The 15,903-nt window shown below is 75.5% G+C and carries 15 protein-coding genes and 1 pseudogene; 15 read left to right on the top strand and 1 reads right to left on the bottom strand.

Features of this window, described 5'->3' with window-relative positions; all coding sequences use genetic code 11:
* The first annotated feature begins 68 nt into the window (after positions 1-68).
* Positions 69-653 (top strand): sugar O-acetyltransferase, encoded by a 585-nt coding sequence (locus EBO36_RS13280; RefSeq protein ID WP_122825037.1) that lies wholly within the window; start codon positions 69-71, stop codon positions 651-653.
* Positions 654-757: 104 nt separating this feature from the next.
* Here the strand turns inward: EBO36_RS13280 and EBO36_RS13275 are convergent, their stop codons facing one another.
* Positions 758-1,315 (bottom strand): inorganic diphosphatase, encoded by a 558-nt coding sequence (locus EBO36_RS13275; protein WP_122825036.1) that lies wholly within the window; start codon positions 1,313-1,315, stop codon positions 758-760.
* 138 nt (positions 1,316-1,453) lie between these two features.
* On the opposite strand from EBO36_RS13275, the gene dacB reads away from it, so the two are divergent.
* The 14 genes and pseudogenes from dacB to panD all read left to right on the top strand — a co-directional run bounded on the left by dacB (position 1,454) and on the right by panD (position 15,762).
* Complete coding sequence (gene dacB / locus EBO36_RS13270) at positions 1,454-2,815, top strand: D-alanyl-D-alanine carboxypeptidase/D-alanyl-D-alanine endopeptidase (RefSeq protein WP_122825035.1); 1,362 nt, start codon at positions 1,454-1,456, stop codon at positions 2,813-2,815.
* Between the two features lie 108 nt (positions 2,816-2,923).
* A complete protein-coding gene (locus EBO36_RS13265; RefSeq protein ID WP_122825034.1) occupies positions 2,924-3,997 on the top strand; it encodes a zinc-dependent metalloprotease in 1,074 nt (357 codons plus the stop codon).
* Positions 3,998-4,040: 43 nt separating this feature from the next.
* Positions 4,041-5,189, top strand: a complete 1,149-nt coding sequence (tilS, locus tag EBO36_RS13260) for a tRNA lysidine(34) synthetase TilS (RefSeq protein ID WP_122825033.1) — start codon at positions 4,041-4,043, stop codon at positions 5,187-5,189.
* 13 nt (positions 5,190-5,202) lie between these two features.
* Positions 5,203-5,757, top strand: coding sequence for a hypoxanthine phosphoribosyltransferase (hpt, locus tag EBO36_RS13255; RefSeq protein ID WP_122825675.1), 555 nt, complete (start codon positions 5,203-5,205; stop codon positions 5,755-5,757).
* A gap of 135 nt (positions 5,758-5,892) precedes the next feature.
* Positions 5,893-7,914 (top strand): ATP-dependent zinc metalloprotease FtsH, encoded by a 2,022-nt coding sequence (gene ftsH / locus EBO36_RS13250; RefSeq protein WP_122825032.1) that lies wholly within the window; start codon positions 5,893-5,895, stop codon positions 7,912-7,914.
* A 1-nt stretch (position 7,915) separates the two neighbouring features.
* Positions 7,916-8,512 (top strand): GTP cyclohydrolase I FolE, encoded by a 597-nt coding sequence (gene folE / locus EBO36_RS13245; protein WP_241237127.1) that lies wholly within the window; start codon positions 7,916-7,918, stop codon positions 8,510-8,512.
* 37 nt (positions 8,513-8,549) lie between these two features.
* Positions 8,550-9,422, top strand: coding sequence for a dihydropteroate synthase (gene folP, locus EBO36_RS13240; protein ID WP_122825674.1), 873 nt, complete (start codon positions 8,550-8,552; stop codon positions 9,420-9,422).
* On the top strand, positions 9,419-10,384 hold the full coding sequence (gene folK / locus EBO36_RS13235; protein ID WP_122825030.1) for a 2-amino-4-hydroxy-6-hydroxymethyldihydropteridine diphosphokinase: 966 nt from the start codon (positions 9,419-9,421) through the stop codon (positions 10,382-10,384). Before folP ends, folK begins: the two co-directional genes overlap by 4 nt.
* Positions 10,384-10,839 (top strand): DUF3180 family protein, encoded by a 456-nt coding sequence (locus EBO36_RS13230; protein ID WP_122825029.1) that lies wholly within the window; start codon positions 10,384-10,386, stop codon positions 10,837-10,839. The genes folK and EBO36_RS13230 overlap by 1 nt, the downstream gene beginning before the upstream one ends.
* A 169-nt stretch (positions 10,840-11,008) precedes the next feature.
* Positions 11,009-11,530, top strand: coding sequence for a PH domain-containing protein (locus tag EBO36_RS13225; RefSeq protein WP_122825028.1), 522 nt, complete (start codon positions 11,009-11,011; stop codon positions 11,528-11,530).
* On the top strand, positions 11,527-13,428 hold the full coding sequence (locus EBO36_RS13220; RefSeq protein WP_244925292.1) for a PH domain-containing protein: 1,902 nt from the start codon (positions 11,527-11,529) through the stop codon (positions 13,426-13,428). The genes EBO36_RS13225 and EBO36_RS13220 overlap by 4 nt, the downstream gene beginning before the upstream one ends.
* 7 nt (positions 13,429-13,435) lie before the next feature.
* A pseudogene (locus tag EBO36_RS16045) lies at positions 13,436-14,344 on the top strand (Rossmann-like and DUF2520 domain-containing protein); the annotation flags it as partial.
* Positions 14,345-14,494: 150 nt separating this feature from the next.
* Positions 14,495-15,298 carry a pantoate--beta-alanine ligase gene (panC, locus tag EBO36_RS16040; protein WP_222928815.1) on the top strand — a complete coding sequence of 268 codons (804 nt, stop codon included), beginning with the start codon at positions 14,495-14,497 and terminating at the stop codon, positions 15,296-15,298.
* Complete coding sequence (panD, locus tag EBO36_RS13205; RefSeq protein WP_122825027.1) at positions 15,295-15,762, top strand: aspartate 1-decarboxylase; 468 nt, start codon at positions 15,295-15,297, stop codon at positions 15,760-15,762. Before panC ends, panD begins: the two co-directional genes overlap by 4 nt.
* The last annotated feature ends 141 nt before the right edge of the window (positions 15,763-15,903 follow it).

Genomic DNA, 15,903 nt, shown 5'->3' with positions numbered 1-15,903 from the left:
GCGGCGGTGCGCCGTCGGGCGGCTGGTGGCCCCGGTGGTGCGACGGGCTTAGCGGTACGGTCGCCGGCATGACGAGTCACGACGCCGGCGCCGACGCCCGCACCATGCGCGAGCGCATGCTCGCCGGGGACCTGTACCTCGCGGACGACCCGGAGCTCGCGGAGGCGAGCGCCTCGGCGCTCGACCTCATGGACACGTTCAACATGACGACGGTGCGGCAGCGCCGCGTCCGGGAGTCGCTGCTGCGCGAGCTCCTCGGCGAGGTGGGCGAGGGCACGGAGATCCGCCCGCCCCTGTACGTCGACTACGGCTCGAACATCCGCATCGGGGCACGCTGCTTCGCCAACTTCGGGCTGGTCGCGCTCGACGTCGCCCCCATCACCATCGGCGACGACGTGCAGATGGGGCCGAACGTCCAGCTGCTCACCCCCACCCACCCCGTCGAGCCCGGACCGCGCCGGGACAAGTGGGAGGCGGCGAAGCCCATCACCATCGGTGACAACGTGTGGCTCGGGGGCGGCGTCATCGTCCTGCCCGGCGTCACCATCGGTGAGAACACGGTCGTCGGCGCCGGTGCCGTGGTGACCAAGGACCTGCCCGCCAACGTCGTCGCCGTGGGAAATCCGGCGCGGATCGTGCGCAGGATCGACTAGCCCCCGCCCCTTCCCTGGTGATCTTGCAGAAACGCTGGCGTCGTCAGCGTTTCTGCACGATCACCGGAAGGGGTGCGGGGGCAGCGGGTGGGCGGCGGGGTCCGTCAGGACGCGTCGCCCGCGCCGAACGGCTTGACCTGCACGGTGCTGGCGCCCGGGTGGGCGCCGTTCGGCACGTACCCGGCGTCGAGCGCGCGCTGGAAGGAGCGGCGGATCTCCTCCTCGGTCTCCTCGCGTCCGACCCAGTGCGCACCCTCGACGGACTTGCCCGGCTCGAGGTCCTTGTAGACCTCGAAGAAGTGCTGGATCTCCAGGCGGTGGAACTCGCTGACGTCCTCGATGTCGGTGCGCCACGACGCGCGCTGGTCGCCCGTGGGCACGCACAGCACCTTGTCGTCGCCGCCGGCCTCGTCGCGCATGCGGAACATCCCCAGGGCGCGGCACCGGATGAGGCAGCCCGGGAACGTCGGCTCCTCGAGCAGGACGAGCGCGTCCAGCGGGTCACCGTCCTCGCCGAGGGTGTTCTCGATGAATCCGTAGTCGTCGGGGTAGCGCGTCGAGGTGAAGAGCATGCGGTCCAGGCGGATGCGCCCGGTCTCGTGGTCGACCTCGTACTTGTTCCGCTGCCCCTTGGGGATCTCGATCGTGACGTCGAAGTCCATGCTTCCCTTCCCGTTGACCCGCCCCACCCGCGCGGCGGGGGTGCGCTGAGCGTGCGCCGCCGTCGCAGGGGGCGACAGCCTGCGCACTAGTCTGACGCACGAGCGGGCGATCGGCGCCCACCACCGGTAGGAGCGCGCATGGGCAGGGCGGGACGAGCCGCGCTCGCCGCCGTCGTCCTCCTCGCCGGGTACGCGGCCGCGGATGCCTACGACGTCGTCCCGGGCGTCCTCACGACGGCGGAGCCCGTGCCGGACCCGGCGCCGTACCCCACCCCCACCTACCGGGCCGCGCCGCTCACGCTCACGACGCCGGACCCCGCCGCGCCCCGGCCCGACCCCGCCGCGCTCGCCGCCCTCACCGACGAGCTGCTCGCCGACGAGCGCATCGGCCCCTCGGCCGGCGTCCTCGTCGTCGACGCCCTCACCGGGGAGCGGCTCGTCGACGTGGAGGCGGACGTCCCGCGCACGCCGGCGTCGAGCGTCAAGGTCCTCGGGGCCCTGGCCGCGCTCGACGCGCTCGGGCCCGACCACGTCCTCACCACCCAGGTCGTCGCGGGCGGGCCGGGGGAGGTGGTCCTCGTCGGTGGGGGCGACATCCTCCTCGCCGCCGGTGCGGGAGACGAGGGCGCCGTCGTCGGGCACGCCGGGCTCGCGGACCTCGCGGAGCAGACCGCCGCCGCGCTCGCGGGCACGGGCAGCGTCCGCGTGCGCCTCGACGACACGCTGTTCACCGGCCCGGCGCTCAATCCCGGCTGGGGCGGCATCGACCTCGACTTCGTCATGCCGATCCAGCCGGTCGCGGTGGAGACGGGCCTCGACCCCGCCGGCGGGTACCTGCCCGACCCGGCGCTGGCCGCCGCCCAGACCTTCGCCGCCGCGCTGGCCGCGCAGGGCGTCGCCGTCGACGGCGCCGTCGAGCGCGCCGCGGCGCCGGCGGGCGCCCAGGTGCTCGCCACCGTGGAGTCGGCGCCGGTCGAGGACATCGTGGCCCACACGCTGCGGGTCTCGGACAACTCCCTGTCCGAGGTGCTCGCCCGCCTCGTGGCCGTCTCCGACGGCGGTGAGGGCTCCACCGACGGCGCCATCGCCGCCGTCCTCGACCACCTCGCCGGGTTCGGGATCGACGTCAGCGGCGTGAGCCTCGCGGACACCTCGGGCCTGCTCGTCGAGAACGTCGTGCCCCCCGCCGTCCTCGCCGACGTCGTCACCACCGCGCTCGACCCGGTGCACCCCCAGCTGCGTGCGGCCGCCGACCTGCCCGTGGCGGGGCTCGAGGGCACCCTCGCCCGGCGGTTCGCCGGGCCCGCCGCCGGGGTCCTCCAGGCCAAGACGGGCACGCTGACGACGGCGGTCAGCCTCACCGGGGCGGTCCTCGACGCGGACGGCCGGCTCCTCGTGCTCTCTGTCGTGGCCGACGACGTCCCGTTCGGTGGGGCCTCCGCCGCGCGGGAGGCGGTCGACGAGTGGGCGACCGCGCTGGCCGGCTGCGGGTGCCGCTGAGCCCACCGGGGCCCGCGCTGACCCCCGCCGGGGGCCCGCGCCGACCCCCGCCGGGGGCCCGTGTGACCCGCCCGGGCCCGCGGACCCGGCGACGCGTACCGTGACCTCATGAGCTCCTCGATCGACTTCCGGGCGGCCGAGCGGCGCGCCGCGCGCCTCGTCCCGCCCGGCCCCCGCGCCTCCCGCGCCGAGCTCGACGCCCTGGTGCACGTGCTGCGCGCGGCCGCGGGCAGCGCCCCGGCGCACGTCGCGGCCATCACCGGGCTCCACGAGGCCGGGGCCGAGGCCGCCCGGCGCCCGGTGTTCGTCATCGACCGCGCCCGCTGGGCCGAGGCGAACGTCGCGATGTTCGCCCACCTCACCGGTGACCTCCTGCCCGAGGTGACCGTGCCCGGCGCCGCCCGCCTCGGTGGGGAAGAGCTGGGGATCATGCTCTCGGTCCTCTCGACCAAGGTGCTCGGCCAGTTCGACCCGTTCACCCCGGCCCGCCACCGGCCCGGGCAGGGCGTGGCGGACCCGGCCGGCCGGCTGCTCCTCGTCGCACCGAACGTCCTCCACGTCGAGCGGGAGCTCGACCTCGACGCCATGGACTTCCGGCTGTGGGTCTGCCTGCACGAGCAGACGCACGCGGTCCAGTTCGCCGCCGCCCCCTGGCTCGCCGACCACCTCGCCTCCCGCCTGCGCGCGCTGGTCGGCGGGATGAGCGACCCCGAGGACGGGCGCCAGCGCATCGGTCGCGCGGTCCGCGCGGTCCTCGACACCCTGGGCTCGCGCGGCGGTGCGGGCGAGCGGCAGGGGGCCGGCCCGCTGGTCGAGGCGTTCCTCACGCCCGCCGAGCGCGAGCACATGGCCTCCGCCGTCGCCGTCATGTCGCTCCTCGAGGGCCACGCCGACGTCGTCATGGACGCCGTGGGACCCCAGGTGCTGCCCTCGATCCGGCGGATCCGCGCGTCCTTCGAGAAGCGCCGGGACGGGACCGGGATGGTGGACATCCTGCTGCGCCGCCTCACCGGCATGGACGCCAAGGTGGCGCAGTACCGCGACGGGGCCGCGTTCGTGCGCGGGGTGGTCGCCAAGGTGGGTCACGACGGCCTCAACGCCGTGTGGACCGCGCCGCCGCTCCTGCCGACGCCGGCGGAGATCGCCGACCCCGACGCCTGGGTGCGCCGGGTCCACGGCTGAGCGCCGCCGTGGGGGAGCGCCAGCGGCGCCGGGGGCGCGGCCGGTGACCGGGCCCGACCCGGCCGTCGCCGCCGCCCGTTCCGCCATCCGCGACGCGCTCGCCGACCTGGCGCCCGGGACCCGGGTGCTCGTCGCGTGCTCGGGTGGTGCGGACTCCCTCGCGCTCGCCGCCGCGACGGCGTTCGTCGCGTCCCGGGCGGCGATCCTCGCCGGGTCCGTCACCGTCGACCACGCCCTCCTGCCGGGCAGTGCGGAGGTCGCCCGGCGCACCGCGGCCGCGTGCGCGGCGATGGGCCTCGAACCCGCCCTGGTCCGCACCGTCACCGTGGCGGGACCGGGAGGCCCCGAGGCGTCCGCCCGGCACGCCCGGTACGCCGCGATCGAGGACGCCGCACGCGAGGCCGGGGCCGCCGTCGTCCTCCTCGGGCACACCCTCGACGACCAGGCGGAGACGGTGCTGCTGGCGCTCGCCCGGGGCTCGGGGGCCCGCTCGCTCGCCGGGATGGCTCCGCGGCGCGGGGACCTGCGCCGGCCCTTCCTCCACCTGCGCCGCGCCGACACCGAGCAGGTGTGCCGCGCCCTCGGGCTGGACCCGGTCGACGACCCGGGCAATGCCGCCGACGGGCCGTGGCGCACCGCCGACGGCGGGCCGCTGCGCCGCGCGGCCGTGCGCGAGCGAGTGCTGCCGGCGCTGGCCGAGGCCCTCGGCCCGGGGGTGCCCGAGGCGCTGGCCCGCACGGCCGGGCTCCTGCGGGAGGACGCCGACCTCCTCGACACGCTCGCTGCGGAGCTCCTCGCCCGGGCGGAGAGCTCCGCGCCCGACGCCGACGCCGACGCTCCCGCCGGTGACGCCGGTGACGCCGGTGACGCCGGTGACGCCGGTGACCCTGGACACGGCGGCGACGCCGGAGGGCCCGCCGCGGGCGGCGGCCTCGCCCTCGACGTCGGCGTCCTCGCGGCGGCCCACCCGGCCCTGCGCCGCCGGGCGCTGCGCCTGGCGGCGGCCGCGGCCGGCTGCCCCGGCGGGGCGCTGTCCGCGCGGCACGTCGCGGCCCTCGACGCCCTCGTCGTGCGCTACCACGGCCAGGGCCCCACGATGCTCCCTGGCGGTGTCACGGGGTCCCGCGCGTGTGGCAGGCTGACTCTTGTTCCCCACGGCGTCGCCGTGGACGGGACGCCACTGGGCGATTGAGGCGGGAGTGCGCGTGGACGCGGAGGACATGGGCAAGGACCTGGACAAGGTCCTGCTGACGCAGGAACAGATCGCGGCGCGTCTGGACGAGCTGGCCGAGCAGATCGACGCGGACTACGTCGGACGCGAGGTGCTCCTCGTCGGGGTGCTGCGCGGCGCGGTGATGGTGATGGCCGACCTGTCCCGCCGTCTGCACACGCCGCTCGAGATGGACTGGATGGCGGTCTCCTCCTACGGGTCCGGCACCCGGTCCTCCGGCGTCGTGCGGATCCTCAAGGACCTCGACACCGACGTCCACGGGCGGGACGTCCTCATCGTCGAGGACATCATCGACTCCGGGCTCACCCTGTCCTGGCTGGTGTCGAACCTGCGCGGCCGGGGTACGGCGTCGGTCGAGATCGCGACCCTCCTGCGCAAGCCGGACGCCGCCAAGGTCGAGGTGGACGTGCGCTACGTGGGCTTCGACATCCCGCCGGAGTTCGTTGTCGGCTACGGCCTCGACTACGCGGAGAAGTACCGCAACCTCCCCTTCGTCGGGACGCTCGCCCCCCACGTCTACGGCGGCTGAGCCCTCGGCCGTCGGCCGGCCCCACTCCTGCCCGTGCAGCCCTGCGCGAACACGTGCGCCTGCACGCGGCACCGTTGTGTACCGTCGACCGATGACTGACCGAGCAGGAGGGACGCGGCCCGAGCGCCGCCACTGATGAACGCCAAGAAGATCGTCCGCGGGCCCGGTATCTGGATCGCCGTCGTCCTGCTTCTCGCATTTCTCGGGATGTCCCTGCTCAACGGGAACCCCGCCCAGCGCATCGACACCTCCGACGGCCTCGAGCTGCTCGCCGGGGACACCGTCGAGCAGGTGGAGATCAACGACGTCACGCAGCGCGTCGAGCTCGTCCTCTCGGAGGAGTTCGAGGACTACGGCGACCGCGTCGCCTTCTTCTACGCCACGCCGCAGGGCGAGACGGTGGCCCAGGCGGTCGAGGCCGCCGACCCGCCGGAGGGCTACAACGCCGAGGTCCCGCAGCCGTCCATCTGGACGTCGATCCTCGGCTTCATCCTGCCGATGCTCATCATCGTCGGGCTCTTCTGGTTCTTCCTCAGCCGCATGCAGTCCGGTGCCGGCGGGATGATGAAGTTCGGCAAGTCGAAGGCGAAGCTGGTCTCCAAGGAGACCCCGCAGGTGACCTTCGCCGACGTCGCCGGCGTGGACGAGGCCGTGGAGGAGCTCCAGGAGATCAAGGAGTTCCTCGCCGAGCCGGAGAAGTTCCAGGCCGTCGGCGCGAAGATCCCCAAGGGCGTCCTCCTCTACGGCCCGCCCGGAACCGGTAAGACGCTCCTCGCGCGCGCCGTCGCCGGCGAGGCCGGGGTGCCGTTCTTCTCCATCTCCGGCTCCGACTTCGTCGAGATGTTCGTCGGTGTGGGCGCCTCCCGCGTCCGCGACCTCTTCGAGCAGGCCAAGGCGAACGCGCCGGCCATCATCTTCGTCGACGAGATCGACGCCGTGGGCCGCCACCGCGGCGCCGGCATGGGCGGGGGCCACGACGAGCGGGAGCAGACGCTCAACCAGCTCCTCGTGGAGATGGACGGTTTCGACGTCCACACCAACGTCATCCTCATCGCGGCCACCAACCGCCCCGACATCCTCGACCCCGCGCTGCTGCGCCCGGGCCGCTTCGACCGTCAGGTGACCGTCGACGCCCCGGACCTCCTCGGCCGCGCCGCGATCCTGCGCGTGCATGCCAAGGGCAAGCCGATGGTCCCGGAGATCGACCTCGAGGTCGTCGCCCGCCGGACCCCCGGCTTCACCGGTGCGGACCTGGCGAACGTCCTCAACGAGGCCGCGCTCCTCACCGCCCGCTCGGGCGCCCAGCTCATCGACGACCGCGCGCTGGACGAGGCGATCGACCGCGTCATCGCCGGACCGCAGAAGCGGACCCGGGTGATGAACGAGAAGGAGAAGAAGATCACCGCGTACCACGAGGGCGGGCACGCCCTGGCGGCCGCGGCGCTGCGGTACACCGACCCGGTGACCAAGGTGACGATCCTCCCGCGCGGCCGGGCCCTCGGGTACACGATGGTCATGCCCACCGAGGACAAGTACTCCACGACGCGCAACGAGCTGCTCGACCAGCTCGCCTACGCCATGGGCGGGCGCGTCGCGGAGGAGATCGTCTTCCACGACCCCACCACGGGCGCGAGCAACGACATCGAGAAGGCGACCAACCTCGCCCGCAAGATGGTCACCCAGTACGGCATGAGCGCCCGCGTCGGGGCGGTCAAGCTGGGCCAGGAGTCCGGTGAGGTCTTCCTCGGCCGTGACATGGGCCACCAGCGGGACTACTCCGAGGGCGTCGCCGTCGTCGTGGACGACGAGGTCCGTCGCCTCGTCGACGCCGCGCACGACGAGGCGTGGGACATCCTCATGGAGTACCGCCAGGTGCTCGACGACCTGGTCCTCGCCCTGCTCGAGCGCGAGACGCTCAACGAGGCCGAGCTGCGCGAGATCTTCGCCCCCGTGGTCAAGCGTGAGCCCCGCCCGGTGTGGCTGTCCTCGGACACCCGCCGGGTGAGCACCGTGCCCCCGGTCATGACGCCTGCCGAGCGGGCCAACGGCACCGGCACCATGCTGCCGCAGGACCAGGCGGCCGCGGCCGGCGAGGGCTTCGGCATCGGGGAGGTTCCCGCCAACGGTCAGGTCGGCGGGTCGACCGAGGGTGTCTGAGCTGAGCCAGGACGGCGTCTCGGCCCGTCGGCCCTACGACGCCGAGGGCGTGCGCCGCGCCGTGCGCGACCTCCTCGTCGCGGTCGGGGAGGACCCCGACCGCGACGGCCTGGTGGACACCCCGGAGCGGGTGGCCCGGGCCTTCGAGGAGGTGTTCGCGGGCATGCGGACGGACCCCGCGGAGGTGCTGGCGACGACCTTCGACCTCGGCCACGAGGAGATGATCATCGTCAAGGACATCGAGGTGTACTCGACCTGCGAGCACCACCTCGTGCCCTTCCACGGCGTCGCGCACGTGGGGTACATCCCCAACGCCGACGGGCGGGTCACCGGGCTGAGCAAGCTCGCCCGGCTCGTCGACGCCTTCGCCCGGCGCCCGCAGGTGCAGGAGCGGCTGACGTCCCAGGTGGCCGACGCGCTCGTCACCGCCCTCGACCCGCGCGGTGTCATCGTCGTCGTCGAGTGCGAGCACCTGTGCATGTCGATGCGGGGGGTGCGCAAGCCCGGAGCGCGGACCGTCACCTCCGCGGTGCGCGGACAGATGCGCCAGACGGCCACCCGCGCCGAGGCGATGAGCCTCATCGCCGGTCACCGCTAGGCAGCAGCGGACGACGCCCTAACCTGGAGCCGTGACCATGCCCACCGCGACGACGCCCCCGCCCACCGGCCGCCGCGTGCCGACGGCCGGTCGCACCCTCGTCATGGGCGTCGTCAACGTCACCCCGGACTCCTTCTCCGACGGCGGGTGGTGGCCCGACCCCGACGCCGCCCTCGTCCACGCGCGCGCCCTGCGCGCGCAGGGCGCCGACATCCTCGACGTCGGCGGTGAGTCCACCCGCCCGGGGGCGGAGCGGGTGCCCGGGGACGTCGAGCTCGCCCGGGTGCTCCCCGTCGTGGCCGCTCTCGCCGGCGAGGGCGCGTGCGTCAGCGTCGACACCCTCAACGCGCGCACCGCGCTCGCCTGCGTCGAGGCCGGCGCTGCCCTCGTCAACGACGTCTCCGGCGGGCTCGCCGACCCGGAGATGGCCCACGCCGTGGCCTCCACCGACGCCACCTACGTCCTCGGCCACTGGCGGGGCGACCCGACCCGGATGACGTCGCTCGCCCGCTACGACGACGTCGTCGCCGACGTGGTGGCCGAGCTCGGCGAGCGCGTCGAGGCCGTCCTGCGCGCGGGCATGGCTCCCGAGCGGATCGTCCTCGACCCGGGCCTGGGGTTCGCCAAGGAGGGCGTAGACAACTGGCGGCTGCTGGCCCGCCTCGACGCGATCGCCGCCCTCGGGTTCCCCGTGCTCGTCGGTGCTTCCCGCAAGCGGTTCCTGGGCGCGCTCCTCGCCGGCGTTGACGGGGTGCCCGCCGCGCCGCTCGCCCGCGACCACGCCACCGCGGCCGTGACGGCCCTCGCCGCGGGCGCCGGCGCGTGGGCCGTCCGCGTCCACGACGTCCCCGCCTCCGCCGACGCCGTCCGCGTCGCGGCCGCCTGGGCCGCGGGCGGTGAGCACCCGTGAGGCCCCCCGTCCACGACGACGCCGGCGCCGTCCTCGACCAGGTCGAGGTCACCGGCCTGCGCGCCTTCGGCCGGCACGGGGTGTTCCCCGAGGAGCGCCGCGAGGGCCAGACGTTCCTCGCCGACGTCGTCCTCCACCTCGACTCACGCGAGGCGGCCGGGAGCGACGACCTGGCCGCGACCGTGAGCTACGCCGACGTCGCCGAGGAGGCGGTCGCCGTCCTCGCCGGCGAGCCCGCGGACCTCCTCGAGACGGTGGCCGCCCGGATCGCCGAGCGGGCCCTGCGCCACCGCGCCGTCCGGGCCGTCGACGTCAGCGTCCACAAGCCCGAGGCGCCCCTCACGGTCCCCTTCACCGACGTCACGGTGAGCGTGCGCCGCCACCAGGACCGCGCCGGGGTCCTCGACGCCCGCCCGCCCGCCCCGGTGGAGTTCGTCGTCGCCGTCGGCGCCAACCTCGGGGACGCGGCGACGACGCTGCGCCGGGCGACGGCGGAGCTCGCCAACCACCTCGGGGTCGAGCTCACCGCGCTCTCCCCGCTCGCCCGGACCGCCCCCGTCCTCGCCCCGGGCGCGGCCCCGCAGCCGGACTACCTCAACGCGGTCCTCGTCGGGCGCACCACCCTCAGCCCGCGCGAGCTGCTCGGCCTGTGCCACGCCGTCGAGGCGGCCCACGGCCGGCAGCGGCTCGAGCGGTGGGGCGCCCGCACCCTCGACCTCGACGTCATCAGCGTGGGCGGGATCGTCGCGGCGGACGACCACCTCGAGCTGCCGCACCCACGGGCCCACGAGCGTGCCTTCGTCCTCCGGCCCTGGCTGGCGGCCCAGCCCGACGCGACGCTCCCCGGCCACGGGCGGGTGGCCGACCTGGCCGCGGACGCCGACGGGGAGCTGGAGTGGGTGGCCGGGCCGTGGGCCGACGTCGGCCTGCCCGCGGACACCGGGACCGGGGAGGACCACTGATGCCGCGCACCCGCTGGCAGCACCTCGTCGTCACCGCCGTCGTCGCCGGCCTGCTCAGCTACGCGGTGCTCTCGATGCTGCTCATGCGTGGCCTGAGCCCGATCCCGGTCCCCGGCACGATGTGGGCGGGCCTCGCCGTCGTGGCCGTCGCCGTCCTGCTCCTCGGCCGCAGCGTGCGCCGGTTCACCGAGCGCAAGCCGACGCGGATGGACGCCCTGCGCGCGGCCCGGGTGGCGGTCCTCGCCAAGGCCAGCTCGGCCGCCGGAGCGGCCCTGGCGGGTTACTTCGCGGCGCACGTGCTCGCCGCGCTCGCCAACCTCGGCGCGCCCATGCTCACGACGCACGCGTGGTGGGCCGGTGCCGCGGGCCTCGCGAGCCTCGCCCTCGTCGTCGTGGGCCTGGTCGTGGAGTCCTGGTGCCGGATCCCGCCCGACGACGACGAGGCGCACGCCTGACGGGAATAGGTATCCACCGGCCGCGGCCGCACGGGGCGTGGGCATCCACCAGAGCCTCGTCGTCGAGGAGGCGCCTGCCGGTACCGGCGCCGCACCCGGAACGGTGCCGCCGCCCGGCTGCGGGTCCGACACAATGGGGCCGCGGATCGTCCGCGTGGAGGGAGTTCCCATGTCCGACGTCGACACCAGGAATTGGGCGGGACCCGGTTCGTCCGGGCCCTTCGACCCTGCCGGGGTCTCCTTCACGCCCGTCTCGCGGGGCCTCATCACGGCCCGGCTCATCACCGAGGCAATCTTCGTGCTGCCGCCGCTCCTCATCGGAGCGGTCCTCGCCGTCCTCTTCTCGCCCTGGTGGTGGATCCTCGCCGGCACCATGGCCGTGATCGCCGTGTGGTCCGCGTGGCTCATCCCGCGCCAGGTCCGCGCGATCGGCTACGCGGAGCGTGCCGACGACCTCCTCATCCGCAAGGGCATCGTGTTCCGCCGGCTCACCGTCGTGCCGTACGGCCGGATGCAGTTCGTCGACGTCAAGGCCGGCCCCCTCAACCGGCGCTGCGGCATCGCCGAGATCCAGCTCCACACCGCCTCCGCCACGACGGACGCGAGTATCCCCGGGCTTCCGCCGGCCGAGGCGGACCGGTTGCGTGACCGCCTCACCGAGCGCGGCGAGGCCCGGCTGGCCGGGCTGTGAACGCCGTCGGACCTCGCGGCACCGGCCCCGCGGGCGTGACCGGGGCGGCGTCGGCCGCGGAGGCGGCCCCCGCCCCCGAGCAGCACCTCGAGTGGCGCCGCGTCCACAAGATCACCCCGGTCCTCAACGCCTGGAAGGTCATCGTCGCGGTCCTCGCCGTGCTCGTGTACCAGAACGTCGAGGTCGTCGGGGACCTGTGGCTGCAGCGCAACCGGGTGGACTGGGCCGTCGTCGGGCTCATCGTGGCCGGCGTCGTCCTCGTCCTCCTCGCCCTGCTGGCCATCTACTCCACGCTGTCGTGGCGGATGATGCGCTACGCCGTCGGTGATGACGCGGTGTACCTCCACTCGGGGATCCTCTTCCGCCAGCAGCGTCACGCCCGGCTCAACCGCATCCAGGCGATCGACGTCGTCCAGCCCCTGCTCGCCCGGATCTTCGGGCTCGCCCAGCTGAAGATCGAGACGGCGGGGGGTGCCGGATCCTCCGTCGTGCTCGCCTTCCTCCAGGAGGACGAGGCCCAACGGCTCCGCCGGGAGATCCTCGACCGCGCCGCCGGGGTGCAGCGCGGCCCGGCCGCGCCGTCCGTGAGCGCCCCGCCGCCGCCGGGGGGACAGCCCTCGGCCTCCGGGCCCGCCGCCCGCCCGGCCGCGCCGCTCCTCGACCCGGTGCCCGAGCGCGAGCTGCTCACCGTGCCGGTGAACCGGCTGGTGGGCTCGTTGCTGCTGTCCGGCTCGAGCATCACGTTCCTGCTCTTCCTCGTCGCGCTCACGGTGGCGGCCGTCGCCGCGGAGAGCGCCGGGGTGCTCGTGGGCGCGCTGCCGGGCATCGTCGGCTGGGGTGGCTACCTCTGGTCCCGCTTCTCCGGTGGGTTCGCGTTCCGGGCGGCGGTGTCCTCCGACGGGATCCGCCTGCGCCACGGGCTGCTCGAGCAGCGGTCCCAGACCGTGCCGCCGGGCCGCGTGCAGGCCGTCCAGCTCACCCAGCCGCTCCTGTGGCGCCGCCGCGGGTGGTGGCGCGTCGTCGTCAACGTCGCGGGGTACGGCGCGGAGAACGAGGCCTCCGGCGGCACCACGAGCGGGGTCCTCCTGCCCGTCGGGCCGCGCGGGGACGCCCTCACGGCGATGTGGCTCGTCGTGCCCGACCTCGGCGCCGACGATGCGCGGGCGGTCCTCGACGCCGCCCTCGAGGGCAGCGGCGAGGGCGCCGGGTTCATCACGAGCCCGCGGAGCGCGCGGTGGCTCGACTGGATCACCTGGCGCCGCAACGGGCTGCGGATCACCGACCGCGCCATGCTCATCCGCACCGGCCGGATCACCCGGACGCTGACGATCGTGCCGCACGAGCGCACCCAGTCCCTCGCCATCGAGCAGGGGCCGTGGGAGCGCCGGCTCGACCTGGCCAACCTCACCATCGCGTCGGTGCCCGGGCCCGTGAGCCCGCGGGTGCACCACCTCCACGCAGCGACCGCGCTGCGGCTCCTCGGGGAGCAGGCCGATCGTGCGCGCTCCGCCCGGAGCCACGAGAGCCCGGAGGAGTGGGTGCAGCGGGTGTGCCCGCCGGGGCCAGGTGCGGGGACGCCGCCGGCGCCCCTTCAGGGCCAGCCCGTCCCGCCGCAGGGCCAGCGGTTCGCGCCCCCCGCGCCGCCGCCGCCGCCGCAGGGCGCGCCGGTTCCGCCGCTGCCGCCGCAGGGCGCGCCGGTGCCGCCGCCGCCCCCGCAGGGCGCGCCGCTCCCGCCGCCGCCGCCGCAGGGCGGCCCGGTTCCGCCGCCGCCGCCGCAGGGCGCGCCGGTCCCGCCGCCGCCCCCGCAGGGCGGCCCGGTTCCGCCGCCGCCCCCGCAGGGCCCGCCGCTCCCGCCGCCGCCCTACCCCGCACCGCCGTCCCAGCCCGGGCTGGGATGATGGTGGGGTGAGTGAGGCGACGCGAGAAGGCCATCGGCCCGGGCGGCTCGGTGTCGGCATCGTCGGGGCGGGACGCGTGGGGGCGGTCCTCGGCAGCGCCCTGCGCGCCGCCGGGCACGCCGTCGTCGGCGCGAGCGCGGTCTCCGAGGAGAGCCGCGACCGGATCGAGGTGCTCCTGCCGGGCGTGCCGGTCCTCAGCGTCGAGGAGGTCGTCGAGCGCGCCGAGCTCGTCCTGCTCACCGTCCCCGACGACGTCCTGCCCGACCTGGTCGCCGGCATGGCGGAGCTGGGGCACTGGCAGGCGGGCCAGATCGTCCTCCACACCTCCGGCCGCTTCGGGGCGGACGTCCTCGCGCCGGCGCGCCGGGCGGGCGCGATCCCCCTCGCCATCCACCCCGCGATGACGTTCACCGGGACGAGCGTCGACCTCAGCCGGCTCGTCGGGTGCCCGTTCGCCGTGAGCGCCCCCGGGCCGGTCCTGCCCATCGCGCAGGCCCTCGTCGTGGAGATCGGCGGCGAGCCCGTGGTCCTGCCGGAGGCCGTCCGCCCGCTCTACCACGCGGCCCTCGCGCACGGTGCCAACCACCTCGTCACGCTGGTCACCCAGGCGACGCGGGTGCTCCAGGCGGCGGGCGTGGAGGAACCGGGGCAGATGCTCACCCCGCTCCTCACCGCGGCCCTCGAGGGGGCGTTGCGGCAGGGGGAGGCGCACCTCACCGGCCCGGTCGTGCGCGGCGACGTCGGCACGGTCCGCGACCACGTGGCGGCCCTGGCGGCCCTCGCCGCCGAGGACCCGGCGCAGGCGGACGTGCCGGAGACCTACCGCGCCCTGGCGCGGGTCACGACGCAGCGGGCCGTCACGGCGGGCCGCCTGCGAGAAGCCCCCGCTCAGGCCCTCCTCGACCTCCTCGCTTCGCCGGCTGGCCCCGGCGGCGCCGCGCTCCCGGTCGCTGCCCCTGCACACCCGGCCCCCGTGGCCGATACCCCCACCGACCCCGTCCTCGTCCGCACGCGGGAGGAGCTCGTCGGCGCCCTGCGGGGCCAGGTCGGCCGACGGGCCGTCGTGATGACGATGGGGGCCCTGCACGAGGGGCACCTCGACCTCGTCCGGGCCGCCCGCGAGCGGGCAGAGCACGTCGTCGTCACCATCTTCGTCAACCCGCTGCAGTTCGCGCCGGGCGAGGACTTCGAGGCCTACCCCCGGGACCTGGCCGGCGACCTCGCCCGCCTCGCCGAGGTGGGGGCCGACGTCGTCTTCGCCCCCGAGCCCGCCGAGGTCTACCCCCAGGGCGACCCCGTGGTGCAGCTCGACCCCGGCCCCATGGGCGCCGTGCTCGAGGGGCGCACCCGGCCCACGCACTTCGCCGGCGTCCTCACGGTCGTCAACAAGCTCCTCCACCTCGTGCGACCGGACGTGGCGCTCTTCGGGGAGAAGGACGCGCAGCAGCTCGCGCTCGTCCGGGCGATGGTCCGGGACCTCGACATGGGGGTGGAGGTCGTCGGCGTGCCCATCCGCCGCGACGCCGACGGGCTCGCCCTGAGCAGCCGCAACGCCTACCTCAGCGCGGACGAGCGGCGCTCCGCGCTGGCCCTGTCCGCCGCGCTGCGGGCCGGCGCCGCGGCGGGTGCCGGCGGGCCCGCGGAGGTCCTGGCCGCGGCCGCCGCCGTCCTGGACGCCGCCCCCGGCGTCCGCCTCGATTACCTCGCGCTCGTGGACCCCGATACCCTCGCGGTGCTGGACGACGACGCCCAGGGCGCTGGGCTGCTCGCCGTCGCTGCGTGGGTGGGGAACACCCGGCTCATCGACAACGTTGCGGTGACGCTAGGCGTGCCACCGCAGTCAGTACCAGGGGAGACCGACCAACCATGAGCGTCCCGCGCTCGCTGCACCGCCCGATGCTCGTGGGCAAGATCCATCGCGCCACCGTCACGGCGGCCGACCTGCACTACGTCGGGTCGATCACCGTCGACGCCGACCTCCTCGACGCGGCGGACCTGCTGCCCGGGCAGCAGGTCGACGTCGTCGACGTCACCAACGGGGCGCGCCTCACGACCTACGTCATCCCCGGCGAGCGGGGGAGCGGGATCGTCTGCATCAACGGGGCGGCGGCGCACCTCGTCCACGCCGGCGACCTCGTCATCCTCATCGCCTACGGCATGCTCTCCGACGAGGAGGCCCGGAGCTACACCCCGGCTGTCGTGTTCGTCGACGAGAACAACCGCATCGTCGACGTCGGCGGGGAGCCCGGACAGGTCCCCGATGTCGACGCCGGCCAGGCGCGCTCCGTCGAGCCCAGTGGCATCACCATCGAGGCCTACCGCCGCGACGCCTGACGCCTGACGCCTGACGCCTGCCGCACGCCGGTGGCTCGGGGGCGGCGCCCGCGGGACGGGCTCCGCGCGGAGCCCGTCCGCGTGGCGCGACGCCGACCCCTTGTCCGGCGTGGCGGTCCGGCGTACGCTCCGGGCGAGGCG

The sequence above is a fragment of the Georgenia faecalis genome, from assembly GCF_003710105.1.
Classification (GTDB): Bacteria; Actinomycetota; Actinomycetes; order Actinomycetales; family Actinomycetaceae; genus Georgenia_A; species Georgenia_A faecalis.
This window is presented reverse-complemented; position numbering and strand designations above follow the sequence as displayed.

Excerpts from the sequence above, each read along its gene's own strand:
- panD (WP_122825027.1), top strand. The coding sequence starts at position 15,295 with ATGAGCGTCCCGCGCTCGCTGCACCGCCCGATGCTCGTGGGCAAGATC.
- EBO36_RS13265 (WP_122825034.1), top strand. The coding sequence starts at position 2,924 with ATGAGCTCCTCGATCGACTTCCGGGCGGCCGAGCGGCGCGCCGCGCGC.
- EBO36_RS13280 (WP_122825037.1), top strand. The coding sequence starts at position 69 with ATGACGAGTCACGACGCCGGCGCCGACGCCCGCACCATGCGCGAGCGC.
- EBO36_RS13230 (WP_122825029.1), top strand. The coding sequence starts at position 10,384 with ATGCCGCGCACCCGCTGGCAGCACCTCGTCGTCACCGCCGTCGTCGCC.
- EBO36_RS13225 (WP_122825028.1), top strand. The coding sequence starts at position 11,009 with ATGTCCGACGTCGACACCAGGAATTGGGCGGGACCCGGTTCGTCCGGG.
- ftsH (WP_122825032.1), top strand. The coding sequence starts at position 5,893 with ATGAACGCCAAGAAGATCGTCCGCGGGCCCGGTATCTGGATCGCCGTC.
- folP (WP_122825674.1), top strand. The coding sequence starts at position 8,550 with ATGCCCACCGCGACGACGCCCCCGCCCACCGGCCGCCGCGTGCCGACG.
- dacB (WP_122825035.1), top strand. The coding sequence starts at position 1,454 with ATGGGCAGGGCGGGACGAGCCGCGCTCGCCGCCGTCGTCCTCCTCGCC.
- EBO36_RS13275 (WP_122825036.1), bottom strand. The coding sequence starts at position 1,315 with ATGGACTTCGACGTCACGATCGAGATCCCCAAGGGGCAGCGGAACAAG.
- panC (WP_222928815.1), top strand. The coding sequence starts at position 14,495 with ATGACGATGGGGGCCCTGCACGAGGGGCACCTCGACCTCGTCCGGGCC.